Annotated in this window: 20 protein-coding genes and 1 pseudogene; 9 read left to right on the plus strand and 12 right to left on the minus strand. The window is 67.3% G+C overall.

Annotated features, from left to right (window positions below; translation table 11 throughout):
• Position 1 precedes the first annotated feature (1 nt).
• Complete coding sequence (locus ACQP1O_RS33840; RefSeq protein ID WP_433562423.1) at positions 2–1,018, plus strand: alpha/beta hydrolase; 1,017 nt, start codon at positions 2–4, stop codon at positions 1,016–1,018.
• A gap of 23 nt (positions 1,019–1,041) precedes the next feature.
• On the opposite strand, the gene ACQP1O_RS33845 is transcribed toward ACQP1O_RS33840, so the two are convergent.
• A complete protein-coding gene (locus tag ACQP1O_RS33845) occupies positions 1,042–2,547 on the minus strand; it encodes an MFS transporter (protein ID WP_433562424.1) in 1,506 nt (501 codons plus the stop codon).
• Between the two features lie 183 nt (positions 2,548–2,730).
• Between ACQP1O_RS33845 and ACQP1O_RS33850 the strand changes: the two genes are divergently transcribed.
• Positions 2,731–6,516: an arabinosyltransferase domain-containing protein gene (locus ACQP1O_RS33850; protein ID WP_433562425.1), complete on the plus strand. Its 3,786-nt coding sequence runs from the start codon at positions 2,731–2,733 to the stop codon at positions 6,514–6,516.
• 195 nt (positions 6,517–6,711) lie between these two features.
• Here ACQP1O_RS33850 and ACQP1O_RS33855 read toward each other — a convergent pair whose 3' ends face one another.
• Positions 6,712–7,842, minus strand: coding sequence for an alpha/beta hydrolase (locus ACQP1O_RS33855; RefSeq protein ID WP_433562426.1), 1,131 nt, complete (start codon positions 7,840–7,842; stop codon positions 6,712–6,714).
• A gap of 283 nt (positions 7,843–8,125) precedes the next feature.
• Between ACQP1O_RS33855 and ACQP1O_RS33860 the strand changes: the two genes are divergently transcribed.
• Positions 8,126–8,827, plus strand: a complete 702-nt coding sequence (locus ACQP1O_RS33860) for a hypothetical protein (RefSeq protein WP_433562427.1) — start codon at positions 8,126–8,128, stop codon at positions 8,825–8,827.
• On the opposite strand, the gene ACQP1O_RS33865 is transcribed toward ACQP1O_RS33860, so the two are convergent.
• The 5 genes from ACQP1O_RS33865 to ACQP1O_RS33885 form a co-directional block, all read right to left on the minus strand.
• Entirely contained in the window at positions 8,824–9,189 is a 366-nt protein-coding gene (locus ACQP1O_RS33865) for a hypothetical protein (protein ID WP_433562428.1), read from the minus strand. The genes ACQP1O_RS33860 and ACQP1O_RS33865 overlap by 4 nt on opposite strands.
• Before the next feature lie 117 nt (positions 9,190–9,306).
• Complete coding sequence (locus tag ACQP1O_RS33870) at positions 9,307–9,846, minus strand: TIGR00730 family Rossman fold protein (RefSeq protein WP_433562429.1); 540 nt, start codon at positions 9,844–9,846, stop codon at positions 9,307–9,309.
• A 48-nt stretch (positions 9,847–9,894) separates the two neighbouring features.
• Positions 9,895–10,242: a nitroreductase/quinone reductase family protein gene (locus ACQP1O_RS33875; protein WP_433567886.1), complete on the minus strand. Its 348-nt coding sequence runs from the start codon at positions 10,240–10,242 to the stop codon at positions 9,895–9,897.
• 477 nt (positions 10,243–10,719) lie between these two features.
• Positions 10,720–11,916 (minus strand): glycosyltransferase 87 family protein, encoded by a 1,197-nt coding sequence (locus tag ACQP1O_RS33880; protein ID WP_433562430.1) that lies wholly within the window; start codon positions 11,914–11,916, stop codon positions 10,720–10,722.
• A gap of 86 nt (positions 11,917–12,002) precedes the next feature.
• Entirely contained in the window at positions 12,003–12,635 is a 633-nt protein-coding gene (locus ACQP1O_RS33885) for a TetR/AcrR family transcriptional regulator (RefSeq protein WP_433562431.1), read from the minus strand.
• Positions 12,636–12,809: 174 nt separating this feature from the next.
• Between ACQP1O_RS33885 and ACQP1O_RS33890 the strand changes: the two genes are divergently transcribed.
• Both ACQP1O_RS33890 and ACQP1O_RS33895 read left to right on the plus strand, forming a co-directional pair.
• Complete coding sequence (locus ACQP1O_RS33890; protein ID WP_433562432.1) at positions 12,810–13,745, plus strand: metal-dependent hydrolase; 936 nt, start codon at positions 12,810–12,812, stop codon at positions 13,743–13,745.
• Entirely contained in the window at positions 13,745–14,884 is a 1,140-nt protein-coding gene (locus ACQP1O_RS33895; RefSeq protein WP_433562433.1) for a hypothetical protein, read from the plus strand. Before ACQP1O_RS33890 ends, ACQP1O_RS33895 begins: the two co-directional genes overlap by 1 nt.
• Before the next feature lie 34 nt (positions 14,885–14,918).
• Here ACQP1O_RS33895 and ACQP1O_RS33900 read toward each other — a convergent pair whose 3' ends face one another.
• The 3 genes from ACQP1O_RS33900 to ACQP1O_RS33910 all read right to left on the minus strand — a co-directional run bounded on the left by ACQP1O_RS33900 (position 14,919) and on the right by ACQP1O_RS33910 (position 18,814).
• Positions 14,919–16,610: a BTAD domain-containing putative transcriptional regulator gene (locus ACQP1O_RS33900; protein ID WP_433562434.1), complete on the minus strand. Its 1,692-nt coding sequence runs from the start codon at positions 16,608–16,610 to the stop codon at positions 14,919–14,921.
• 186 nt (positions 16,611–16,796) lie between these two features.
• A complete protein-coding gene (locus tag ACQP1O_RS33905) occupies positions 16,797–17,819 on the minus strand; it encodes an AraC family transcriptional regulator ligand-binding domain-containing protein (protein ID WP_433562435.1) in 1,023 nt (340 codons plus the stop codon).
• A gap of 185 nt (positions 17,820–18,004) precedes the next feature.
• Positions 18,005–18,814 (minus strand): SAM-dependent methyltransferase, encoded by an 810-nt coding sequence (locus ACQP1O_RS33910; RefSeq protein WP_433562436.1) that lies wholly within the window; start codon positions 18,812–18,814, stop codon positions 18,005–18,007.
• A gap of 176 nt (positions 18,815–18,990) precedes the next feature.
• Between ACQP1O_RS33910 and ACQP1O_RS33915 the strand changes: the two genes are divergently transcribed.
• The gene (locus tag ACQP1O_RS33915; RefSeq protein WP_433562437.1) at positions 18,991–19,557 is read left to right on the plus strand and encodes a hypothetical protein; all 567 of its coding nucleotides are present in this window, start codon (positions 18,991–18,993) and stop codon (positions 19,555–19,557) included.
• Between the two features lie 494 nt (positions 19,558–20,051).
• Here the strand turns inward: ACQP1O_RS33915 and ACQP1O_RS33920 are convergent, their stop codons facing one another.
• Positions 20,052–20,807, minus strand: a complete 756-nt coding sequence (locus tag ACQP1O_RS33920; RefSeq protein ID WP_433562438.1) for a Mut7-C RNAse domain-containing protein — start codon at positions 20,805–20,807, stop codon at positions 20,052–20,054.
• 162 nt (positions 20,808–20,969) lie between these two features.
• Between ACQP1O_RS33920 and ACQP1O_RS33925 the strand changes: the two genes are divergently transcribed.
• Both ACQP1O_RS33925 and bfr read left to right on the plus strand, forming a co-directional pair.
• Positions 20,970–21,161 (plus strand): (2Fe-2S)-binding protein, encoded by a 192-nt coding sequence (locus tag ACQP1O_RS33925; RefSeq protein ID WP_433562439.1) that lies wholly within the window; start codon positions 20,970–20,972, stop codon positions 21,159–21,161.
• A 57-nt stretch (positions 21,162–21,218) separates the two neighbouring features.
• Positions 21,219–21,698 carry a bacterioferritin gene (gene bfr / locus ACQP1O_RS33930; RefSeq protein WP_433562440.1) on the plus strand — a complete coding sequence of 160 codons (480 nt, stop codon included), beginning with the start codon at positions 21,219–21,221 and terminating at the stop codon, positions 21,696–21,698.
• A 20-nt stretch (positions 21,699–21,718) separates the two neighbouring features.
• Here the strand turns inward: bfr and ACQP1O_RS33935 are convergent.
• Positions 21,719–24,469 (minus strand): annotated as a pseudogene (locus ACQP1O_RS33935) (aminotransferase class I/II-fold pyridoxal phosphate-dependent enzyme); the annotation flags it as partial.
• A 290-nt stretch (positions 24,470–24,759) separates the two neighbouring features.
• On the opposite strand from ACQP1O_RS33935, the gene ACQP1O_RS33940 reads away from it, so the two are divergent.
• Positions 24,760–25,233: a hypothetical protein gene (locus tag ACQP1O_RS33940; protein ID WP_433562441.1), complete on the plus strand. Its 474-nt coding sequence runs from the start codon at positions 24,760–24,762 to the stop codon at positions 25,231–25,233.
• The last annotated feature ends 192 nt before the right edge of the window (positions 25,234–25,425 follow it).

Consider the following 25,425-nt stretch of genomic DNA (forward strand, 5'->3'; position numbering starts at 1 on the left):
CGTGCGCACCTCGTTGCGGGCGCTGGCCGTCTGCGCGGCCACCACCCTGCTCTCCCTCACTCCGGTACTGGCTCAGGCCGATCCCGCGGCCCCTGCCGATCACTGCCAGAACGTGACGTTCCCGGTCCCGCAGGGCACCATCGCGGGCACCCTGTGCCTGCCGGACGGGCCCACGGACACGGTGATGATCCTGATGTCGGGATCCAACTACAACCACCTGTACTGGGATTTCCCGTACCAGCCCGACACCTACAACTTCCGGCGCGCCATGAACGCGGCCGGCTACGCGACGCTGGTGGCGGACCGGCTCGGCAATGGCGCGAGCAGCCGGCCGCCCAGTCTCAGTCTGACGGCCTCCGAGACCGCGGAAGCCCTGCACACCATGGTGCAGGCGCTGCGCGGCGGCCTCGCGGGCAACGCCCCCTTCACCACGGTGGTCACCGCCGGTCACTCGCTGACCTCCGGCACCTCGGTCATCGAGGCCACCAGCTACCACGATGTCGACGGCGTCCTGCTGACCGGCTACTCGCACACGCTCAGCGTGCCGGACGTGCTCGGCGTCATCAGCACCTACTACCGGGCGATCGATGATCCCGAATTCGCCGGGCGCGGTTACGATCCCGGCTATCTGGTCACCCGTCCCGGCACCCGCGCCGCCGATTTCTACGGCATGAACCCGGACCCCTGGGTCGTCGCGCTCGACGAGGCCAACAAGGAGACCTTCTCCCTCACCGAGTACCCCGACGGCCTGCTCTCCACCCTGCCCGGCATGTCCAGCTTCATCACGGCGCCGGTGCTCATCGTGAACGGGAGCCGGGATCGCATGACCTGCGGCCCGGGTTTCGGCACCTGCACCGACACGGCCACCCTGGATGCGGCCGAGCGCCCGTACTTCTCCCCCGCGGCGAAGCTGCGCACCTTCGTGCTGCCCGACAGCGGCCATGCCATCAATCTCGCGCCGAATACGGGTGACTACCGCGCGGTGGTCCTCGACTGGATGAAGTCGCTCGCCAACTGAGATCCGGTGCGGGCCTTCCGGGCTCAGGTCGAGAACGGCGAGCCCCCGCCCTCCGCCCGGGCCGTGCCCTCACGCCGGGTGTCCGCCAGTGGCAGGGCGATGTCCTCGAGGGACCGGCCCTCGGCATCCACCGCGAGGAGCTGGGCCACCACGCCGCCCGCGATCATGACCGCCGCGCCGAGCAGATAGCCGAGGAACAGGCGGAGCGGATGTGAGCCGTCGCCGATCAGCGCACCGTAGATGACGGGTCCGAGCGCGGCGAAACACTGTGCGATGGCGAAGAATACGGCGATCGCCTTGGCCCGGACCTCGAGCGGGAAGATCTCGCTCACGGTGAGATACGCCGAACTCGCGCCCGCCGAGGCGAAGTAGAAGATGACGCACCAGCACGCCGTCTGGGTGATCGCATTCAGGACCCCTGCGTAGAACAGCACCGCCGAGATCGCCAGCAGCACACCGGAGAGGATGTAGGTGCCGGCGATCATGCGACGGCGGCCGATGGTGTCGAAGAAATGCCCGATGGTGAGCGGCCCGGCCAGGTTTCCGACCGCGAAGGCGATCAGATAGATGGGCGTGGAACCGGAGGGCACCCCGTAGAACTTGCCGAGCACCAGCGTGTAGGTGAAGAAGATCGCGTTGTACAGGAACGATTGGCTGATCATGAGACTCGCGCCCAGGATCGCGCGCTGCGGATACTCACGGAACAGCACCCTGGTCAGCGCCAGATAGCCGATGCGATCCGCGGGTTTCACCGCCATGGCCCGGGATTCGTCGACCCGCGGCAGCGACACCCCCGTCGCCGCCACCTCGCGCTCGATCTCCTCGATCGACTGCTCGGCGTCGCGGGCGTGGCCGTGCATGATCTGCCAGCGCGGGCTCTCCGGGAGATGGCGGCGCACGAACAGGATCACCAGGCCCAGCACCGGGCCGATGAGGAAGCCCAGCCGCCAGCCCAGCGACAGGCTCCAGTGATTGAGCAGAATATAGGTTCCCAGGGTGCCGATAATTGCTCCGGCCCAATAGGTTCCGTTCACCGCGATGTCGACGCGGCCGCGATAGCGAGCCGGAATCAGCTCGTCGATGGCGGAGTTGATGGCCGCGTACTCGCCGCCGATGCCGGTGCCCGCAATGAAACGCGTGACGTACAGGTAGGCCACCCAGCCCGCGCCATTGCCGAGAGTCGCTGCGGTGAGCCCGCTTCCGAGCAGATAGATGCCCAGGGTGATCAGGAACAGCTTGCGCCGGCCCAGGCGATCGGAGAGGTTGCCGAACACCAGCGCGCCGACCACCTCACCTGCCAGATACACCGTCGCGATCAGGCCGACCGCGGTCGAGGACAGGTGCAGGGTCTCGGGTTTGGTGAGGGTGTCGGCGACCGCGCTGGCCACCGTGATCTCGAGGCCGTCCAGAATCCATGCCACTCCCAGCGCGGCCACCAGCCGGGTGTGGAATCTCGACCACGGCAATCGATCGATCCGGGCGGGCACCAGGGTCCGCACCGCGCCGCCGCTGTCGAGCGCCTCCGCCATCACGACTCCTGAGTCCGGTTACCGCGTCCTCTGTCCACCAACGAATGCCCCGACAAACGATAGGCCAATCCTCGAGGATCACCGCTCGAACTGCGAAGATGCGGGTCGATCGGGGGAGGCAAACGTGCCGGTTCGAATATTCCGCGATGAGTTTCGCGGAGGCTATGGCTAGCATCGGCGTTCGTGCGTTCAGTTTCCGGGGGAGTTATTCCAATTCGACTGATCGCCCTCGTGGCGGGGGTGCTCGGTGTTCTGCTGGCGGTGCTCACACCGCTGCTGCCGGTCCGGCAGGATCGGACAGGCCTCGATTGGCCACAGGCACAGGCGGTTCAGATGACCGCGCCACTGGTGGATTATGTGCCGCTGTCGATGGATATGAGCGTGCCGTGCGCGGTGCTGCGGGACATGCCCGGCGGGACAGCGCTGTCCACGGTGCCCGCACAGGCCCCCGGCGCCGCCGCCGAAGGTCTGATCGCCCGCGTCGAGGACCGACCGGGCACCGGCCGCACCCTCTCGGTGACGCTGCGCAATCTCCCGCTGCTCACCGCCTCGATCTTCGAAATGACCGGCGTCGGAACAGCTTCCGACCCTGCCATCACCTCCCCCTCCGGTGTCACCCCGCAATCAGGTACCACGCCGATCCCGACCCCCGGTGCCACACCGCCCGCCGGCGTGAACCCCACGCCTGGCGCCACACCGCCGCCCGGCGCGAAACCCGCACCCGGAGCGGCACAACCGTCCGGCGCGAACCCTGCACCCGGTGCCGCACAACCTTCGGGCGCGAATCCGGCCCCGGAAGCGACACCACCCTCGGGCGCGAATCCGCCTGCGGGAGCGACACCGCCGCCAGGGGCCACGCCACCGGCGGGAGCCGCACCGATAGCGGGTTCGAATCCGGCGCGAGGAGCAACCCCGCCGCCCGGTGCCACACCGCCGCCGGGGGCGAATCCGCCTGCCGGAACGACACCGCCGCCGGGAGCCGGCCTGCCGGCGGATGCGCCACTGCCGCCCGCCGGTAGCACCGATCCCGGTACGGCTGCCGGGCCCGGGGCCGGCAGCGGGTCGAATCCGAATCTCGTGCCGCACGCCGGTTGCGGTGCGCTGGTTGTACATTCGAATGCGGACATCACCACCGCCGAGTTGACCGGGTTGACCAAATCGGACGGCTCGCCGTTCCGGACCACGGTCACGCGGGATGTGCGGCCCCAGATCGTCGGGGTGTACACCGATCTGGATCGGACCCGGCTGAGTGATGCCAAGCTGCACGCCGAGGTGGATTCGCGGTTCTCGTCGAGCCCGAGCGCTCTGAAGCTGGCGGCCATGGCGGGTGCGGTGCTGTGCACCCTCGTCGCGCTGGTCTGCCTGTACTTCCTGGATGCGGCGGACGGGCGGCGGAGGCGGCGGTTCCTGCCGGCGCGCTGGTGGCGGTTCACGCTCACCGATGCGGTCGTGCTTGCGACGCTGAGTGTCTGGCATGTGATCGGGGCCAATACCTCCGACGACGGCTACATCCTCACCATGGCGCGGGTATCCGAGTACGCGGGATATACCGCCAACTACTACCGGTGGTACGGGGTGGCGGAAGCGCCCTTCGGGTGGCCGTACGAACTGCTGGCGCAGATGACCCGGGTCACCGATGCCGGTGTCTGGATGCGGTTGCCGGCGCTGCTGGCCGCGGTGCTGTGCTGGTGGGTGATCAGCCGGGAGGTGCTGCCGCGCCTGGGTTCCCGGGTGCGCAGCGCATCGGGTCCGCGCTGGGCGGCCGCGCTGGTGTTCCTGGCGCTGTGGCTGCCGTTCGACAACGGTCTGCGGCCGGAACCGCTGATCGCGCTGGGCGCGTTGCTGACCTGGTGCTCCATCGAACGCGCGATCGCCACCGGGCGTTTGCTGCCCGCCGCGGTCGCGGTGCTGATCGCCGCGTTCTCGCTGGCGGCGGGACCGTCCGGATTGATCTGCCTGGCAGCACTTTTCGCGGGTTCGCGACGGGTGCTGCGGATTCTCCTGACCCAGGTGCGCGCCGAAGCCGGCGGGCTGCTGGGCCTGCTCGCGCGTATCGCTCCGGTACTGACGGCGGGCACCCTGGTCCTGACGGTGGTCTTCGCGGATCAGACCCTGGCATCGGTCGCCGAGGCCACCCGGGTGCGAAAGCTGGTGGGCCCCGATCTGTCCTGGCCGGACGAACCCACCCGCTGGATCTCGCTGCTCTCCCTGACCCCGGACGGCTCCCTGTCGCGGCGCTTCGGCGTGCTCGCCATGCTGCTGTGCCTGGCCGTCTGCGTCGCGGTGGCGCTGCGCAAGGGCGGCCGGATTCCGGAGACCGCCCGCGGGCCGGTGGCGCGGGTGCTCGGCATCGCCGTCATGTCACCGCTGCTCATGGCCTTCACACCGACCAAGTGGACCCATCACTTCGGCGTGTATTCCGGGCTGGCGGGTGCGCTGGCCGCGGTGACGGCGGTCGCGATGGGCGGCAAGGGAATCCGGCTGCCTTACCTGCGCTCGCTGTTCGCGGCGGCGGTGCTGATTCTGGTGGCGTTCTGCTTCACCGGCTCCAACGGCTGGTGGTACGTGTCCGGCTACGGCGTGCGCTGGCCGGATCGCGCACCCGTGGTCGGCGGTACCAGCGTCGCCTCGCTGATCCTCGGGCTGGGCGTGCTGTGCCTGCTGGTCGCGGCCTGGCAGTACTACCGCGAACCCCATCGACCGGCCGGAAACGGCGTGGCAACACGGGTTTTCGAGCGGGTCGCCATCCGGCCGCTCACGGTCGCTGCCGCTCTGGTGGTGCTGTTCGAGGTGGCGACCATGGCCTCGGCGGCGTGGACGCAGTACCCCGCGTACTCGGTCGCATCGTCGAATCTGCGTGCCCTGCAAGGCAAACCCTGCTCCATGGCCGATGACGTGCTCGTGGAGACCGAGCCCGAGGAATCCCTGCTCACGCCCTACACCGGAACCGCGGCCGACGGACTCGCCGCGGACAACGGCGGATTCACCGCCAATGGGGTCGGAGACCTCGCGCCCGAGGGCGGTGGCCCCGGCGGTGGCAGCGGCGGTCCCGGCGGTGGCAGCCGGCAACAGGGCACTCCCCCGCCCGGCGGAGGTCCCGCGGACAAACCCGAGACCGACCCCGGCATCAACGGCAGCACCATCGCCCTGCCCTACGGCCTCGACCCCAAGCTCACGCCCATCCTGGGTAGCTACACCACCGGACAACCACAGCCCGCCCATCTCACCACCCAGTGGTACCGCATGGATCTTGCTGCGGTACAGCGTGATTTCAGCTACCACATCCTGGTGCTGACCGTGGCCGGCCGCATCGCCGGCGAGGAACAGGGCCACCGGATCGACGGCGCTCAACTGCACCTCGAGTTCGCACACCGAGCCGACGACGGCACCATCGAACCCCTCGGCGCCCTGGCGCCCCCGGCGGTCGGCGGCGCCCCCGGCTGGCGCAACCTGCCGATCCCCCTTGATCGAATCCCTGCCCGCACCACCGCGATTCGCCTGGTTGCCACCACCGACGACCCGACCGGCAAGCAATGGCTCGCCCTCACCCCACCCCGCCTGCCCCACCTGGCCACCCTCGACACCGTGGTCGGCCACGACGCCCCGGTCCTGACCGATTTCCATGTCGGCCTGGCCTTCCCGTGCCAGCACCCACTCGACCACCGCGACGGCATCGCCCAGCTCCCGTCCTGGCGCATCCTCCCCGACAAGCTGAACGCCCAGGTCTCCGAAACCTGGCAGGGCGCCACCGGCGGCGGCCCCCTCGGCTGGTCCTCCCTCCTCCTCCGGTCCCAGCCCGTCCCCGCCTACCTCAACCATGACTGGACCCGAGACTGGGGCGAACTCCAGAAACTCACCCCCTACATCGACGCACCCCCGGCCCTCACCACCGTCCACCTCGAAACCCGCTGGGGCTGGACCAATGACACCCCCATCAAGGCCGCCCCCGACCCCACCCGAACTCACTAGAACTCGACCGCCCGGGCCTTCGGGCCCGGACCCGTCTGTGTATCACCGAAATTCGTGAAGGACTTCGATCGGGACCCACCACCGCCACACAATTCGCGCGTGGCCGGGAGGGCCGGAGACGAGACCCGCCGCCGTCCGAATGCTCGGGCGGCGGCGGGTGTTTCGATCTGGTGTTGTTGATTCAGTTGGGTGCGGTCAGTTCTGCGGGGCCGGGGCTCCGGCGGGCGGGGCGCCGTTCGGGGGCTGGCCGCCGGCCGGGGCGTCGGCCGGGGGTTGGGCGGGCTGGGCGCCCGGGGGGAGGGGCTTGCCGATGTGCTGGGCGATGTCGGGGAGCATGCGGTTGGCGACCTGCTCCCAGTTGCCCCAGTTGTGGACGCCGATGCTCGGGAAGTCGTAGCTGACGTTGTCGTAGCCGAGGGACTGCAGGCGGGACTGGAAGGCCTTGGTGTTGGCCAGGGCGATGCCCTCCAGGGGCATGCCCTGGATGACCGCGTCCGCGGAGGACAGGTCCTGCTGAGCGGGGACGGCGCTGCCCGCTGCGATGTAGAGGCGGGTGTTGTTGTCGATCAGCTGCTGGACGAAGCCGTACGGGTCCATCCGCTGCCACTTGGCGCTGCCCGCGGCCGCCATGGAATCGATGTTGTAGCCACCGGCCGCGAGCAGGGCCAGGCGCAGCGCGTCACGCATGCCGGGCGCCGACATGTACAGGTAGCCCGACAGCGAACCGGCGTAGTTGAACTGGTCGGGGTGGTAGGCGGCCATCAGCAGGGCCGCGCTGCCGCCACTGGACAGTCCGAAGATGCCATTGCGAGAGTCGCTGAACCCCAGTCGATCTCGCAGCGCATCGCGCAGATTCTGGGAGAGGAAGGTCTCCCACTGGTAGGTGTAGGACTTGCCGGAGGTCTCGTCCCAGCCCGCGACCGCCGAACCGGAATCCCGGCTCGGGAACAACGACGCATCGGGATTGGCGCCGCCGAAGCTGCTCGGGGCATCCCAGTCCTGATAGAAGCTGGATTCGCCGCCGACCGGCATCACCACATTGATATTGAACTTGGCCAGCGCTGCCGGGATGCTGGTGTGAATCTCCCAGCCGTTGTAGTCGTTCTGCGCGCGCTCGCCATCGAGCAGGTACACCACTCGGTCGGTATTTCCGTCGGCCGCGCGCACGATCCGGGACTTGATCGAACCCATGCTGGAGTCGACATAGAAGTCGAACGCATCCGGATTCGTATCCGCCGCAGCCGGTCCGGCCGTCAACGCCCCGAACGGCAGCAATACGGCCACCGCGGCTCCCGCCAGGCCCCGCTTGGCCCATCCACCCCGCATATCCTGTTGTGCCTTTCGCTCCACGGCCGAACCCGGCCGCACCCCTCGATCCTCCCCCGCTCCCCTGTTCCCGGTGCGGCGGTTCGCCGAGCAGCATAGCCGCTGCCGATGGATCGGGTCCCCTCGAATCAGATTGCGGCACTGGGCCGGATCGGATCGCATGCCGGCCGATACCCCTGCGGCGCAATGATCTGTTAAGCGAACCTGAAGGTTTCACACGAAGGCTGGCACCGCGAACAGTTCGAGTCCCCCGAGGACCGAACGCCGGTGGAAGGGGACGGAGATGGAGGCGACGGTGCTTGTCTTCGGTGCGTTGTTCGGGATCCCGCTGGTAGTGCTGATGGTGTTGCTGCCCATCGCGATTCTGGCCGAACGGGATCGAAAAGCGCGACTGCGGGATTGGGCGGTGGCCAATGGCTGGACCTTCCGGGAACGATCGGCCGCGCCGTGGACCGCGCGGCTCCCGGGACACAATCGCCGCGGGCTCGGCGTCACCCTGACCGGACGGGTGGGCGGGCGCTGGGTGACGGTCGCCGAGTACTCGTACGAAACCACTTCGAGCACAGGCCAATCCACGACCACTACCACGCACCGCTACCTGGTGGCGCTGGTACTGCTGGACCGGTCGCATCCCGCCCTCGCTGTGCGGCAGCGCGGGCTGATGTCGCAGTTCGGCCGGGCCCTGTTCGGCGACAAGCCGACCGCCACCGGCAATGTGCTGTTCGACGCCCGCTTCCGGATCGATGCGATGGCCCCGGCCCACGCCAAGGCCGTGGTCGGACCGGCACTGGTCGCCGCGCACATCGCGGGCACGGTGCCGCAGTGGAGCCTGGTCGGCAACGAGCTGCTCACCTTCGCGCCCGGCGGAAGGCTGAAGGACCCGAACCTGATTCCCTGGTTCGCGGGGAAACTGTGCCAGGTGGCCGACCTGCTCGGTCCGGTCGACTTCGCCGCCCGCCCCGGGGCGCCGGACGCACCGCGCTAATCGGCACCGGCGGATTCGGCTGCCTCGGGCTCGACGGTGAAGACCGGGCTGCGCCCACGGGCGTCCAGCCGGCCGTCACCCCAGCTGGCACTGCCGTAGGCGTCGATATCGATGGCGTACGCGCCGGCGGGGAGCGCCTCGGGCAGCTGGATCGAAGTCCGATCCAGCCCGTCGACCAGCCCCAGATAGGTCCGGCAGGGCCGGGAACCGATCGCCACCAGGAAGATTCGCGCTGATTCGAACCGCCGGTAGGCCGCCGTGTCCACCGACCAGCCAACCCCCAGCGACCGATGGGCCGCATCGGTGAAATCGACGGTGACGCGCAGCGCCGAGCGCTCCTCGAGTCCTGCCCGGTCCTTCACGGCTGCCTCCTCGAGCACCGGCCGGACGCACATCGACATGCCCGGGCGGATGTCCCACTGCAACCAGGCTGGCACGGACCCCGCGGCACGGCAACGCGAATCCGCCCGGGGAGACGCTCAGCGGCGTGGTACCGCGTTCTCGAGATAGGCCATGGCGTGCGCGCCGTCGGTGGCGAAGTACACGAGGTCGGCCAGCGGCAGCGGTAGGAAGCCCTCCGCCTCCATGCGCTCGAACTGCTGCATCAGCCCGTCGTAGAACCCGGCGGTGTTCAACAGCACCACCGGCTTCCGATGCATCCCATGCTTTTTCATCTCGAGGATCTCGGTGGCCTCGTCGAGGGTCCCGGTGCCGCCGACCATGATGACCACACAGTCGGCGAGCTCGAGCAGCTTCGCCTTCCGCGCGGCCAGATCGGCGGCGATGATCATCTCGTCGGCATTGTCACGCGCCTTGCCACGCAGGAACTCCGCCGACACCCCGACCAGCCTGCCGCCGCTCTCCTGGACCCCGTCGGCGACGACCTTCATCAACCCGGCTTCGGACCCGCCCCACACCAGCGTGTGCCCGCCCTTCCCGATCAACTCCGCGAACTCGCGGGCGGGCCCGGTGTAGCGCTCGTCGAGGTCGGCTGCCGACAGAAACACGCAGATGTTCATGCAGCCACTGTATTGCCGAAATGGGTCACGGCCCGGCCGCGGTGGCGCTCAGGCCTTGTCGTCGAGGGTGACCCGCACCGAGACCCGGCCGTTGTCGCGCTGGGTCACCGCGTGGCCCGTGCGATCGACGCCGTTCAGGTGCAACGAGATCGGCGCGCCCTCGCCCTGGAAGTTGCGCCACCAGCTCTTCTTGTCCGCCATGCCGACGCCGATCACGACGTCGTCGCCCGAACGCCAGTAGTTGACCGGCGTGGAGAAAGTCTTGCCCGAGCGGCGGCCGGTGTAGGTGATGACGACGAATCCGCGGCCCATGAGCGGGCCGATCACCGGGAGCTTGGTCAGCGCCACGATACCGGCATTGACCCCGCCCACAACCTGTGCCACAACATTTTTCACCATGTGTGCCCTCCTGTTCCGGGGGCACCGTAGCACGCACGAGGACCCGGGGCCCGGGGCGGCAGACCGCCCCGGGCAGGCGGCTCTACGGGAGGAACCACTTCGCGATGAGGGTGTTCACAGCGTCGATGAAGTCGCCGATGAAGTGCGGAATCATGGGCCTTTCCTCCTTTATGGAAAATACTGAACAAATAGCCGTTACCAGTCGGTTCGTACCCGAACCGCCAACGGCGCTGATCACCTATTCGTTGCCAGAGACTGGACGGATGGCAATCAACTCAATTCCTGCCGGAATAGTCCGGGAAATACCTTGCAAAGGAACAAAATTCGCCACCGGACACCTGTGACCCCAGCAGCGAGTTTGCTATAAATTTCCCAGGCTATCCAATCCCCGGTACCGCATCGTCACGGCAAATCACGATGAATGAATCGGAGTATTTGATCATCGACCATCGCGCGCTGCGAAACTCGTGCGTGTCAGCCGACGCGGATCGGATCCGCGACCAATGACCGGGGCCGCTCGACCTCGGCGCGACGCGCCACCGACAGGCCGTACAGCAGGGCGAACACGTACACGATCACGTGGGCGTTCTCCAGAATCGGCTCGGTATGCCAGGGCTTGGGCAGGACGAAGACGCCGACCGAGGCGAAATCCGTGGTCCACTGGTACGTCCATGCCCCGGTGGCCACGAACAGCAGTGCCGCCGCGAGCCACCACAGCGGCCGGGTCTGCGCCCGATGCACGAGATGGACCAGCAGCGGGACGAACCACACCCAGTGGTGTCCCCACGAGAACGGCGACACCGCACAGGCCGTCATCCCGCCCAGCGTGACCGCGAGCAACCGCTCGCCGCAGCGGTCCAGCACGGCGACGAGCGTCAGGCCCGCGCCCGCCGCCACGCCCGCGAGGATCAGCCACAACCAGACGGGCGCACCGCCCCCGGTCAGGTGCGCGAGCACGCCGCGGACCGATTGGTTGGCCGGCTCGGTGTCGGGCGCGATGCGCTCGGAGTGGAAGAAGGTCGAGAACCAGTACTCGCGGGAATCGCCGGGTGAGACGAGCCAGGCCAGGGCGACCGTCGCCGCCAGCGTCACCGACGCCGTTGCGGCCGAACGCCATTGGCGCAGTATCAGATACACCACGATGAAGAAGGCCGGCACCAGCTTGATCCCGGCGGCCACCCCGACGCCGAGGCCACGCAGCCGCCCGCCCTCGGGCCGCGCGAAGTCCCACAGCACCAGCAGCATGAGCACCAGGTTGATCTGCCCGTAGAACAGCGTGGTGCGCACCGGTTCGAGGAAGACGCACGTAATCGCCAGCAGCGCACCGATACTCGCCAGGCGCGCGCTCATCCGGTACCCGAGCATCCGCCAGCACAACAGGACGCACGCATACAGCACACCGAGATTCACCAGCAGGAACGCATCGGTGATCCAGACCGCGGGCACGGCGAGCCCCGGGATGAACACCATGGCCGAGAACGGTGTGTAGGTGTAGAGCAGCCCGCCGACGGTCTCGTCCCGATACAGCGAATGCCCGTGCAGCAGACGCCAGGCGCCCTCGCGGTAGATGTGCACATCGAGCCCGCCCGCGAGAATTCCCGCCTTCTCCAGCCAGGGATCGACCGTCGTGGACACCAGCGCCAACGCCAGCAACGCACTCAGTGCGAGCACGAAAAGCGTTGTCCTGGATCGGGAATCCTCCATCGAGCGTGAAACCGACACAACCAGTTAGCCTAGTGAATGACCTGGCGCGATCACTACCGCCCGTTCGGCGCACCCGGCACGGTGCTCGCCTGGGCGATGATCGCCGACCCCATCCAGCGGCGCAGGTATCGCCGCAACTCCGCGTCTTCGCGCGGCGGATTGCCCGGCGAGATGAAGAACGATTGCATGGTGCGCAGCAGGAATTCCACCAGCTCGCGCAGGGATTCGTCGTCGTAGCCGTAGTGCCGCCAGTCCACGTCGAAGCGCTTGATCATGGTGATGCCGAAGGCCTGCGCCTCCGCGGAGGTGATCCCGGCGGGGTCGGCATTGGAGTAGGTGGCGGCCAGCAGGATGCCCAGGTGCGGCGTCCGGCGCACCTCGGCGAGGGTGTAGACGACGCCCTCGGTCATGGCCTCGACCGGATCGGTCATGCCGCTGACCTGTGCGGCCAGCCGGTCCAGGAAATCGTCCACCGAGGCGATGGCCGAGGCCCGCATGAGCGCGTCCGCACTGGGGAAGTACCGGTACACGGTCTGCCGGATCACCCCGAGCGATTCCGCGACGTCCGCGATGCTGATCTCCGCACCGGTGCGCGCGATCAATTCGACTGCGGTGGCGACGATTCGACGGGACGCCTCCTCGTCGTTCTCCGGCGGACTCCCGCCCCACCCGCGCCTTCGTGCCACGGCCCGACCGTAACACGCTGGACTGCCCCGTCCAGTACTGCATACGGCCTGAGCTGGGTTTTCCAATCATACACTTGTACGCTCGTGTGTATGTTTGTATGTTCACAGCGGCATCGGAGCGCGCGACCGGGCCGCCGGACCCATCCACCTCCGGAAGACGAGGTATCGCCCGACATGACGGACTTGATTGTGCGGAAGCTGACTTTCGCGTTCGAGGAACACGATGTGCCGTTTCTCTGGAATCCCGAGAACCCGGCCTTCTCCAGCATGGCCAACGCGGTGTCGTTCCTGGCCATCGGTTTCGAGAAGATGATCGTGCAGATGATCACGCAGGCCAAACCGCGATTCACCGACCCCGCCGTCGCCGAGGAGGCCGACGCCTTCATGCGGCAGGAGGGCCAGCATTCGACCGCGCACCGGCAGCACGTGCGCGGATTGATCCGCGCCTATCCGGGATTGCAGGAGACCCTCGACGAGGTGGTAGCCGAATTCGATCGGCTCACCGCCGAGACACCGCTCAAATACCGGCTCGCCTACACCGCCGATCTGGAAGCCACCTTCACCTCGGTCTTCAAGCTCATGCTGGACAACGAGGCGTCGCTGTTCCGGCCCGGGGACGACCGGATCGCGTCGCTGTTCATCTGGCATTTCGTCGAGGAGGTCGAGCACCGCAGTTCCGCGCTCATCATCTTCGATTCGCTGGTGGGCAGCGATCTCTATCGCATGCGGGTGGCACCGTCCATCTTCCGGCATGTGCTGCGGGTTGTGCGCATCGCCTGCGCGGGGTTCAACAAGCATGTGCCACTGGAGGATCGGAAGATCGACGCCATGTCGATGTTCGCGACCTACCGCTACCAGCAGTTGCTGGGCAAGCTGCTGCCGCGCTTCGCGCTGCCCTACGCGGGCCCGGGGCCGCGGGCCTTCGACGACCTGCCGCTGGGCGAGCAGCTCACCGCGCTGCGGGGCATCATCCGCAGCCAGCTGCCCAACCATGATCCGGCACACGAGAACACGCCGGCACTGGCCGATGTGTGGTTCGAGCGCTACCGCGACGGGTACGACGTCACGCGCTGGTACACCGCGGCGTCGACCGGGGCGGAGGCGAACTGATGGCGGGCCACTGCGCACCCACCTTCGACCAGCTCGCCCGATCGCTCGGCTTCTCCTGCGACACGGCGGGCGGGTTGATCGAGGTGAGAAACCCGCTCGCACTGGAGAACTGGACGCTGCCCGTCCTCGAGCTGACCGTGATCCTCGGCTCGGTGCTCGCGCTGGTGTGGGCCATCGTGCGGCTGCGCCGCCACGGCGATCCCACCAACCTGGTGCTGTGGTTCGGCGCCACCGCATACCTGTTCATCATCGAGCCACCGCTGTATTTCCCTGCGGCGTTCGGTATTTCGGGGCATGTGGACACGATGTTCGCGCACAACGTCTTCACCGTGGATTTCCTGTGGGGGCGGTTGCCGCTCTACATCGTGGCGATCTATCCGTTCATGGCGACGCTCGCGTACGAGATCGTGCGCATGCTGGGGGTCTTCCGGACCTACGGCGCGATCGCCGGGGCGGCCTGCGTCGGATTCGTGCACCACGCGTTCTACGAGATCTTCGATCAGATCGGGCCGCAGTTGCGCTGGTGGGAGTGGTCGACCTCGAACCCGCTCAACCAGCCGATGTTCGATTCGGTGCCGCTGCCGAGCGTGGTGGTCTTCGCCGCGCTCTGGCCGATGTCGCTGGCGTTCTGTGTGTACTGGTTCGTCGGCCGCCGCGTCGACGGCGGCGAGCGCTTCACCGGCCTCCAACTGGTGTGGCGCACCATCGTGATCGGCCTGCTGGCCTCACTCGGAACCTTCATCCTCCCGCTGCCCGCCACCGTGCTCGGAGCCGGCAGCACGACCGTCCGCGGCACCATCTACGCGCTCGAACTGATCGTCCTCACCCTGGCGGCGATCGCGCTGATGTACCGCCAATGGATACGACGACGACAGCCCGGATCGACCGACCCCGGCTACGACAACCAGTTCGTCCGTGTCTACAGCGTGGTCTACCTCCTCGTCATGGCCGTCCTGTGGGCCACCGCCCTCCCCGACTTCCTCGACGCCTCCGGCGGAGTCACCCGCAACGGCGACCCCATCGGCAACCTCTGGTACACCCTCGCCTGCTTCGTCATCGGCATCCTCTGCGTCGCAGCCGTTTTCACCCTGCCCACCACCGCCGCCTGGGAGAAGGAGGAATCACCCGCGATTGCTTGATCGAATGCGGTACCGGTGCAACCGATCCCGGTGACTACGCGACACTCTGCTCGGAGCAGACGGTGGAACCGACGAAAGCCCGGATGGTTTCCAGCATTCGGTAGCGGCGGCCGTCGAACTCGACCAGGGATTTGTTCACCAGGCGACTCAGCGGGGCCAGGATGTCGCCGGGGCCGACCTCCTGGAGGGTTTCGAGGGTCGCGCCGTCAGGGAACAGCCAGAGGCGTTGGGCCAGAAGGCGTTCCCGGGCGGCGAGGGTGTCCCAGCTCCATTCGATGGCGGTGTAGAGGGAGCGGTGCCGTTCCACGGCGGAGCGTTTGCCGGTCAGCAGGCGGAAACGGTCGTCGAGGCGGCGCAGGATCTGGGCGGGAGTCATGGTGTGGACACGGGCGGCGGCCAGTTCCAGGGCCAGCGGGATGCCGTCCAGGCGACGGCAGATGGCGGCGATCGTCTCGTAGTTCTCGTCGGTCAGGGTGAAGCCGGATCGAATGGCGCGGGCCCGGTCCAGGAACAGGTGTACTGCGGCGGAGCCGAGCGCCTCGGCGGGGGCCGACCCGGGTGGCGGTGACGCCAAAGGCGGGACGGGGAACAGGGTTTCGCCATTGATGCCGAGGGGCTCGCGGCTGGTGGCGAGCACCGTCAGGTCGGGGCAGCGGCTGAGCGCGTCCGCGACCAGCTCCGCGATGTCGAGCACGTGCTCGCAGTTGTCGAGGACGAGCAGCAGCTTGGCACCGCCGGCCGGGTGGTGAATCGGGCAGGCGTGCAACGAATTCGGGTCGGCGCGCAGCCCGAGCGCGGCCAGCAGGTGCTCGCCCGCGGTGGCGGCGTCGCCGATCGCCGCCAGCTCGACCAGGCGGCAGCCGTCCGGCCAGCGAGTGGCCAGACGGGTGGCGGTCTCCAGGGCGAGGCTGGTCTTGCCGATCCCGCCGGGACCGGTCAGGGTCAGCAGCCGGGTCGAGGACAGCAGGGCCGCAAGGCGGTTCAGGTCGGATTCCCGGCCGATCAGGCTGGTCAGGCGGACCGGCAGGGCAGGCGTGGGAGCGGCTGCCGCGCTCTCGCCGCGGTCGAGGGCAAGGACCAGCTCGCGGGACGGCGGCACGCCGAGCTCGCGGCGCAGCTGCGTACGGGTGGCGTCGAAGACCTCCCGGGCCCGGCCGGACCGACCGGCCGCGGTCAGCGCGTGAATCACCCGCACCGCCAAGGACTCTCGCAACGGCTCGTCGCGGAGTTCCGCTTCGAGGGAGGCGACCAGCTCCTGTCCCCGCCCCAGCGCGATGTAGGCGTCGGCGCGGGCCTCGACCGCGTGCAGGCGCAGCTGGTTCAGCCGGTCCGCGTGCCAGTACAGGTCCGGATGGTCGGCCAGGTCCGCGAAGGCCGCACCGCGCCACAGGCCGAACGCGCCATCGAGGGTCCGGGCGGCGGCGCTGACCTCACCGGCCGCCAACCGGACGATGCCCTCCTCGGCCAGGCGTGTGAAGCGGTGCATGTCGATGTCGTCGGCCGCGATGCGCAGCCGGTACCCGCCGCCGTCCGATTCCACCGCCGTGTGCTCCGGCAACACCGCGCGCAGCCGTTTCACCAGTGTCTGCAGGGCATTCGCCGGATCGGCCGGCAGGGTGTCACCCCAGATGGCGCCGATCAGCGCGTCGCAGGTCGTCGCCCGGCCGGGCTGCAGGGCGAGCAGTGCCAGCAGGGTGCGCACCCGCGGGCCACCGACCCGTTCCACCTGCCCATCGGCCGAAATGCCCACTCCACCAAGGACCGTTATCTGTCCCACACGTCCCTCGCTCGACATCAACCCCACTCGATTCGGCTCCCCCGCATCGTCAGTTTCACGGGACGACCGGTCCGTCGACGAGGGTCGATTGCGCCAATCACAAGGCAAAAACGTGCCAATCCGGACGAGAGTGCGTCAGTCCTGCCACCGTTCCACCGCGCGGCGGGCCGACCGAAGATCCTTGTAACCGAGCAATTCCGCCTGTTCGGACCGGGTGAGCGGGCCGTCCACCGCGGCCTGCTCGTACCGTCGGCGCCGGGCGCGCTCGAGCTCGGTGCGCCAGGTCGTGCCGTGCTCGGCCAGTCGCCGCTGCAGCGAGCGGCGGCTCAGGAACAGGCGGGCGGCGACCTGGTCGACGGTGACCGAATCCTGCTCCAGGGCGGCCGAAATGACCAGGCCCAGATGGTCGGTCCAGGTGGTGGCGCGTGGCGGCACCACGGGCTGGGTGGTGGCCGCGTACCGCTGGAGGATCTCGGCCAGCCGCGGGTCCGCGGTGCGCAGCGGGCGGGCCAGATCGGCGGTGCTGACCGTGATGCTGTCCGCGGGGGCGCCGAAATCGATGGCGTCGGTGCCGAACAACTCGATCAGCCGGTCGTGGTTGCGCGGCGCCCGCTGGTGGAACGCGATACGCACCGGGCTCACCGGCCCGTCCATGACCAGCCTGCTGCGCGTGAAGATCGCGGCCAGCCCCCACTGCGCGGCCAGCTCCCGGCCCCGGCCCTCGCCATTGATCATGCCGATCTCGAAGGTGACCTCCTCCTCGGTCTCGAGGCCCGGCTCCATGCGGAAGTTCGTGGTGATGGCCCCCAGGTACGTTCCGCACAGTTCCAGCCCCGCCCCCAGTGTCGGCGCGGTGCTGAAAAGGTAGTCGTACAAACCCACTTGGCCCAGGACGTACCGCTCGGCGATCTCGAGCGCCGCGTCCGGGCTACCGAGCCCGTGCTCGACCACCTCCCAGGTGCGCAGGTATCCGGCACTGGGGACGCGATACTCCTCGCCGTCGCTCAGCGACCAGGTGGGTACCCCGGAGTCCCGGGTGAGCTGTCGCGGTTCCAGTCCCGCCGAAACCGCGTGCCGCAGGATCGATTGCGGCAGCCGGACATTGTCGGTCGCCTCGACCTGCACGTGAAGCTCCTGCTCCGCCGAAACCACAACCATCGGCCCACCTCCCTACCTCGCGCACACGCCAGGTTCAGCGCGTTCGCCCTCACATAGCTTGTGGCGCGGCAGGATCCGGAACAAGAGCGATCGTCGACAAGAGCATTCGAGCCCGGCACCGAACCGGTGCGCTGAGAGGCCCGATGCAGCCGGTATTCGCGGCAGGGTCGCGGCGGACGCGGCGCTCAGATCTTCTTGCCCACGGCGCCGTAGAGCGACACGATCTTGTCGTGGCCGGGTGGGTCGTCGATGCCCTCGCTGCGCCAGCGGTGGATCACCTCGACGCCGGGGGGCACCAGTTCCAGGCCGTCGAACAGGCGCTCGACCTCGACGCGGGTGCGGGGGCGGACGGGAATTCCGCGGTCGATGTAGACCTGTAGCAGGCGGGCCATGCCGTCGGGATCCGAGTCGCCGTCGTCGAAGTCCGTTGTCACATGCGAGATCGCGAGGTGGGAACCCTGCGCCAGGGGCTCCATGAGGGTCTTGACGATCTCGTGGACGTCGCCGGGCACGAAATGGAGCAGGGCCATCAGGGAGACGGCCACCGGCTGCGAAAGATCCAGTGTCTCGCGCAGTTCCGGGGCTGCGAAGATATCCAGCGGACGCGCGGCGTCGGCCTGGACATAGGCGATGCGGCCCTCCGGCGAACTCACCAGCAGTGCTCGTGCATGCGCGAATACGAGCGGATCGTTGTCGACGTAGACGACCCGGGATTCCGGCGCCAGTTCTTGCGCGACCTGGTGCAGATTCGGCTCCGTCGGGATACCCGTGCCGATGTCGAGGAACTGCCGAATCCCCTGCCCGGCGAGAAAACGCGTGGCATGCCGCATGAACTCACGATTGGTGCGCGCGGTCACCCGAACCGCGGGAAATTCCTGTAGCGCTTTTTCGGCGGCATCACGATCCGCTTCGTAATTGTCCTTGCCACCGAGGAAGTAATCGTACATACGAGCCGAATGCGGCACGTCGGTGTGCAGATCGATCGGACCGGACATCGGCAAGCCCCCTCTGTACGCTGTGAGATCTGAAAACCCGTATACGGCAGGTATACCTCAGCCGGACATCCCACACGACACGATCACGAACAAGTGGCGCAACGGGGACGCCGCGTCGAGGGACAGTCGGGCATCCGCCGCCCGCACCGCTGTTTCGAGGCTTCTAGAATCCCGGCGTGGCTCTTACTCCTGCTGACCTCGCCGGCTACACCGAACGTGATCTCGACGCCGATTTGGACCGCTGGTTCTCCGACGCCCCGACGGTTCAGGTACCGGCGGAAACCCGTACGGTGGCACCGTTTCTCGCGCGTCTCGCGCCGGAGGATGCCGCTGCTCTGGAGACATTCGATCGCCGAGTGCGCTCTGGCCGGATGCCGCAGTTCTTGGACATTTTCTTCTGGTCGTACGGATTCGACTTCGCCGGAAACGATTGCGGTATCCGCGATTCGGACTACACAACCGAGCTCACCGACGACGATGTGTACTCGATCGGCGCGGACGGTGGCGGAAACCTGTACGTCGTGCTGACCAATGGTCAAGTGGCCGTGTGGTTCCACGAGGAGGAGGTGCTCGAGGCCGACACCCGCTTCGACAACCTCGATGTCTTCCTCTGGTCCTTCGTGCGCTACCGCGCAGTGCGCGCGGGGAAACTCCCGCTCTCGGCAGTCCAGGCCGACTTCCTCGCACTCGGCCAGGACGGCGCGCTCGTCCCCGACCTCGGCTTGCTGAGTCTCATGAGGTAGATCGGGGGCTGTTGACGACATTCGCCGTGCAGTTGTTCATCCGGACCGTGATGCGGGTCCGGCTCGACCCAGACCTCGAAGAAGGAGTCCCGCGCCGGCGTCGATCTCGACCCCACGATGATCACCGCCGCAGAGGCCATCACCGCTGACGCCGCACTCGGCTACACCGCGGCGATCGCCGAACAACGCCACAGGAGAAACGACGGCGCGGCGACCCCGGTTGGTCGCCGCGCCGTCGTACGTTTGCCCCCGAACAGATCAGTCCCCGGTAGTCTCTATCGAAATCTCGAGTCTCAGTCGTCGCTGACCACTCGATTTTCCAATCGACTTGCCGGGGGCCTGGCCGAATCCTGTGGGCTCCACCGCTCATTTTGACGGACGTCTCCATCGCCATTGCGGCGTTCTCCGGTGTTTCGGTGTATACACAAGTCTCCTCCACCTTTGCCCGGAGTCAATACATGCGGGCACATTGGTGGCAATTTTTTCGCGGCCCGCTACGGCGAGCCGATCGCGGCGCGGATTCGGGCGACGAGGTTGTTCAGGCGGGGTTGATGCGAACCCTCCCAGAAGATCCGGCCGCAATCCGGGCACTGGTGGAAGGTGTCGTAATAGCGGCGGGTGAGGGGCTGGAGCCGATCGATGATGTCCTGCTTGGGCACCTCGGCGAGCAGGCCGCCGCAGCGCGGGCAACGGGTGAAGGGGGCCAGCCGATCGGCCAGGTCGAGGCGGCGGATCACCTCCACTATCTGTTCGAATGGACGGTCCGCGCGGACGAAGACGCCGTGGGTCACATTGCGTCGCTTCAGAAGTCCGCGGTCGCGGGTGAGCAGGATGCGGTTCTCCGCGGCGGCTGTCGCGGCAAGAGTGGCGTCGTCGGCGTCCCACTCACAGCGAGCGTCGAGTCCCATCAGTCGCAGCAGCGGCGCGAGCCCGCCGAGATTGACATCGACGACGAAACGCGGATCACGCAGCGGATGGGGACGTACCCGGGTCAGCGGGCCGATGTCCAGCGTCTCGAACATCGGATAGGCGACGAGTCGATCGCCCGGCTGCGGGTGGTGGCCGAAGCCGACGGATTCGCCGTTCACCAGGATCAGATCGACCTCGGTGTGCGGGATACCGGCAGCCTCGACGACATCCTTCACGGTCTGATGGGGACGGATCGGCCGAGGCTGAGCCGTGTATCGAACGTCCTGATGCAGGAAGTCGTTCAGCTCGGCGTACACGCGCAGTTGGACACTGCCGGTCATATGACCATTGTCGGCCCCGGCAGCGGCACCGGGGTGCCGAGCGGCGATGCGCGCGAGGGCGGCCTTCCCGATTCCCTCGTGCGGTGCTATAAATTAGGGGAGGCTTACCTCTATGAAAGGTGAGCCTCTTCGGAATATCACTCCCGCCAGCGAGGCCCGCCCGTGTATGTCTGCATTTGCAACGCCGTCTCCGAAGACGATGTGCACGACTGCGTTTCGCGCGGCGCCCAGTCCGTCCGACAGGTGAAGCGCGCTTGCGGCTGGCGACCGGGTTGCGGCAACTGCGCGAAGCGACTGGCGGAGGTTCTCGGCCAGGCTCAGGCATCCTCCGGCGCCGAGTCGTCAGCGGCCTGATCCGACACGCACGCTCACACCTCGCCACCGCGTGTGATCTGTGCCACTATCACGCCCATGAAGGGCGACAAGGACATCATTGCGCTGCTCAATGACCAGCTGACGGCCGAACTCACCGCGATCAACCAGTACTTCCTGCATGCCAAGATGCAGGAGCACTGGGGCTTCCCGAAACTGGCCCAGCACACCCGCCACGAGTCGATCGACGAGATGCGGCACGCGGAAGTCCTCACCGATCGAATCCTGTTTCTCGATGGGCTTCCCAACTACCAGAAACTCGGCCTGCTACGTATCGGACAGACCGTCACCGAGCAGCTACAGGCCGATCTCCAGATCGAAATCGAGGCCGTCGACCGGCTGCGCCCGGGCATCGAGCTGATGCGCTCGCGAGGCGACGCGACCTCGGCTCGCATTTTCGAGCAGATCCTCGAGGACGAAGAGGAGCATGTCGACTACCTCCAGACCGAACTCGACCTCCTCGAGAAGCTCGGCGAACCGCTCTTCCTCCAGCGCTATACCGACACCCCGGAGTCCTGACCCTGCCTCGTCACGGTCGGCGCACCGTTGACCGTGGCGACACCCAGGCGCCGGGCCGTGAGCCGCGCGAGCGCGGCGTCGGTGAAGACCGACAACCCGAGGTCGGGGTTGTAGCCGTGGATTTCCTTGACGTCGAGCTCGGCCAGGAAATAGAGAATCTCCCGCGAGATCACCTGACCCGGGACCAGCACCGGGAAACCGGGCGGGTAGGGGACGACGAAAGTCGTCGACACCAGGGTCTTTCCCTGGGCGATCCGGCGCCCGGCCTCGCCGAGCAGGATGTGTTCGCGATCGGACTCCTCGTATCCGGCGTAGAAGGCCGAGCGCATGTCGCCGAACGAGCTGGCGCCGTCTGGACGGAAGGCGGTATCGAACTCGCTGAAGTCGGGTAGCGCGGGCAGATCCTTGGTGATCGCGTCGACCCGGCGCAGATGCAGCGCGCGATCGGCCTTGCCGGCCGCGCTCTCACTGCGCTCGAAGTCGGAGGCGATCCGCCGCAGCACGTCGAGCAGATACTGCACGCTCGACCAGGTGACGCCGATCGTGAAGATCAACAGCACACTGTTGATCGAGGTCTTGTTGATCTGGATGCCGAACCGGTCCATCAGGATCTTCCCGCGGAACTCGTATCCGTTCATGCCGGTCTTGCCGATGAACAGGGTGACCCGCGTCGCGTCGAGCACGAACTGATCGGACCGCCACGCCTCGTTCCACTCCGCCAACCCACCCTGCCTGACCTGGCGGTACGAGCTGACTTCGGAGGCCCGGAACTCCTCGGGTACCAGATCGGCCTCGTCCAGGATGCGGAACCACTTGCCGATCAGCCGGTCCTTGCGGACCCGGTGCCGGAAGACCAGCGCCATGTCGTAGACGTTCCGGACCAGCTGGAAGCCCTCGATGTCGACCTGCCGGCGCGCCAGGTCCAACGACGCCAGGAGTTGCTGGTTCGGCGACGTCGAGGTGTGAGTCAGGAACGCTTCGGTGAACGCCTCGCGGACGAGGGACGCGAAATCCTGGTCTCGGATATGGATCATCGACGCCTGCCGAAGCGCCGACAGCGACTTGTGGGTGGAATGCGTCGCGTACACGCGCACCCGCGCGCGCCCGGGGTCGGGAAGCAGCCGGTGGTCGGCCCACTCGGCGCGGTCCACACCCTCCATCGACGCCTTCCACCGGCGGTACTCCTCGGCGTACCCGGGCGAGGACAATGTCGATTCGAGTTGCTCGGCGGCGACCATCGCGGTCCGCTGCCGGGCCCACGGCACCGCCGTCGCGAACGCGTACCACGCCTCGTCCCACAGGAAGCAGATGTCCGGCTTGATCGCCAGGACCTCCTCCATCACCCGCCGGGGGTTGTAGACGATGCCATCGAAAGTGCAGTTGGTGAGCAGCAGCATGCGCACTCGGTCCAGCAGCCCGGCAGCCTCGAGGTCCAGCAACGCCTTCTTGATGGTGTGCAGGGACACCGCTCCGTAGATCGCGAACGGCGCGAGCGGGTATGCGTCCAGGTACATCGGGTAGGCGCCGGCGAGCACCAGGCCGTAATGGTGCGACTTGTGGCAATTGCGGTCGATCAGGACGATGTCGCCCGGCCGGGTCAGGGCCTGTACGACAATCTTGTTCGCGGTGGATGTTCCGTTGGTGACGAAGTACGTCTGATCGGCACACCAGGTCGCGGCGGCCTTGTTCATGGCCGCCCTGATCGTGCCGTGCGGGTCCAGCAGCGAGTCCAGCCCGCCGGAGGTGGACGACGTCTCCGCCATGAAGATGTTGCGACCGTAGAACTCGCCCATGTCCTGCAGCGACTTGGAGTTGAAGATGCTGGCGCCGCGCGCGACGGGAAGGGCGTGGAACTGGCCGACCGGTGCGGCCGCATAGGCCCGGAGAGCATCGAAAAACGGTGTGGCGAAACGATTCCGGATACCGGCGAGCACTGTGCTGTACAGGTCGGTGACATCGTTGAGCCGGTAGAACGTGCGATCGTAGACGTCCAGCTCGCCCTCGGTCTCCGCCGCGATCGACTCGTCGGTCAGCAGATACAGGTCGATATGAGGCCGCAGCTTCCTGATCCACTCACCGCATTCGACCCAGTCGTGGGTGCGGTCGGTCACGACCACGTCCTCGTTGGCGCCGAGCAATGTGTTCATCAACGGCACCCGGTCGCGGGAACGCAGCGGCAGGTCATGCCGGATGATCGCCGCCTGAATCTCGCCGTTCAGCGCGACGGCGGTGATGGCGTCCTCGATGCTCGTGACGACGAGCAGCTCGAACTGCACATCGTCGGACGGGTCGCGAAGTGCCCGCAGGCTCTCCGCCAGGCTCTCGGGAGCCTCGGGCGGGGAATCGTCGCCGAGCACGACGGTATAGAACTGCTGCTGTTTGGTCCGAGCCACGAGTTCCTGATCGGCCAGGGGCGCGGAGGTGTCGAACAGGGCTGTGCGGTCGCCGTACTCGGAGAGCAGGCGCACGGCCAACGACACCTCCTCGGTGAGCCGCGCCGTGGCAAGGTCGGCGACATACCTGTGAAACGCCGCGAGTCTCTCCGCTCCCGGATACAGCCAGTACCGCTCGTAGGCGCCGAGACGATCGAGGAGACGTCGCACCACGGCGGCTTCGTGTGTGGTGTCCTGACCGGCGCGGTCGACATCGGCCAGCTGACGGCACGCGTCGTCGAGCAGATTCCAGGTATCGATTCGCGAGTACGACGGGTTGGCTACCGCCGCCAGCGCGGAAACACTGAGCCGTTTGGGTCGCTCACCGTCTCGGTGCATGTCGGTTCCGCCCCAATCAGTGCCGACGAGGTGGGTCTGTCGAAAATGACAGATCGCCCTGGAACAGTCATCCCTGCAAGTATTGTGTCCCGTTGTCGAGCAAATTCCTAGCTCGCGTTCGGCGGCAGTGCGCCGCCACCGGGTTGCCCCGCGGCGACGCGCGGGGCGATGCCGCGAATAACGGATCTCGGGTTGTTTTACTGGCAGGGTGCTCGTTCAGGGCAGTCGTCAGCACGTCGCCGATCTCGATGCACGCAGGAATCATCAGGAATCAACTGTGAGGAGGGCTAGTGACGAACAATGTGATTCGCCGGGTTGCCGGCGCGGTCGGCAAGCTGGGTTTCGCAGGTGCAATCGCAAGTGCGCTGGTTCTGGGGCAGCACGCCGTCGCTCACGCCGCGGAGACGACCATGTTCCAGCTCCCGTTGATGGAAGTATCCCAATCAATGGGCTTTCCGAAGCAATTCACGATCGCATTGACGGCGACCGTCGGCGAGCAACGCGGAGTCACCACCTTCGGTGTCGCCAACCCACCACAGTTCGAGGGTGGCAGCATTCTCGACCCGGCCGTCCAGATCCGGTGGGCGAACCTGACGACCGGAAAAACGGGTGTGACCGCCCTGCCAATTCGAGCAACAGCGCAGCAGCCCTGTGACTGCGCCCCGGCATCGGTGTCGGTGTTCACCGGAGCAGGCCGGATCGTCGCTGCCGCCACCTCCGACGGCGTAGTGTTCTCGGGGCTCGGTACGTTCATGACTCCTTGAGCGGGCCGATGTAGCCGGTACCGGCTACCCGAAATCACGTCGACAGCTCACCCTGGCCCGAGACTGCAGGAGCAGGGCGGATTCGACCGGCTCGTCGGCGACCCCCGCGCGAGGTTCGATCTGCGTTGGCGCGCACCGGGGTTCGCCGGCGGGTGCGGATGGCGGATACCGCAGCCCGAATCCTGAATCCGC

Origin of the sequence: Nocardia sp. CA-151230 (assembly GCF_050942175.1) — a bacterium.
Taxonomy (GTDB): Bacteria; Actinomycetota; Actinomycetes; order Mycobacteriales; family Mycobacteriaceae; genus Nocardia.

What these genes read in the sequence shown, in the direction of transcription:
- ACQP1O_RS33845 (WP_433562424.1), bottom strand. Translation starts at nt 2,547, where the DNA reads ATGGCGGAGGCGCTCGACAGCGGCGGCGCGGTGCGGACCCTGGTGCCC.
- ACQP1O_RS33855 (WP_433562426.1), bottom strand. Translation starts at nt 7,842, where the DNA reads ATGCGGGGTGGATGGGCCAAGCGGGGCCTGGCGGGAGCCGCGGTGGCC.
- ACQP1O_RS33860 (WP_433562427.1), top strand. Translation starts at nt 8,126, where the DNA reads ATGGAGGCGACGGTGCTTGTCTTCGGTGCGTTGTTCGGGATCCCGCTG.
- ACQP1O_RS33870 (WP_433562429.1), bottom strand. Translation starts at nt 9,846, where the DNA reads ATGAACATCTGCGTGTTTCTGTCGGCAGCCGACCTCGACGAGCGCTAC.
- ACQP1O_RS33890 (WP_433562432.1), top strand. Translation starts at nt 12,810, where the DNA reads ATGACGGACTTGATTGTGCGGAAGCTGACTTTCGCGTTCGAGGAACAC.
- ACQP1O_RS33895 (WP_433562433.1), top strand. Translation starts at nt 13,745, where the DNA reads ATGGCGGGCCACTGCGCACCCACCTTCGACCAGCTCGCCCGATCGCTC.
- ACQP1O_RS33905 (WP_433562435.1), bottom strand. Translation starts at nt 17,819, where the DNA reads ATGGTTGTGGTTTCGGCGGAGCAGGAGCTTCACGTGCAGGTCGAGGCG.
- ACQP1O_RS33910 (WP_433562436.1), bottom strand. Translation starts at nt 18,814, where the DNA reads ATGTCCGGTCCGATCGATCTGCACACCGACGTGCCGCATTCGGCTCGT.
- ACQP1O_RS33920 (WP_433562438.1), bottom strand. Translation starts at nt 20,807, where the DNA reads ATGACCGGCAGTGTCCAACTGCGCGTGTACGCCGAGCTGAACGACTTC.
- bfr (WP_433562440.1), top strand. Translation starts at nt 21,219, where the DNA reads ATGAAGGGCGACAAGGACATCATTGCGCTGCTCAATGACCAGCTGACG.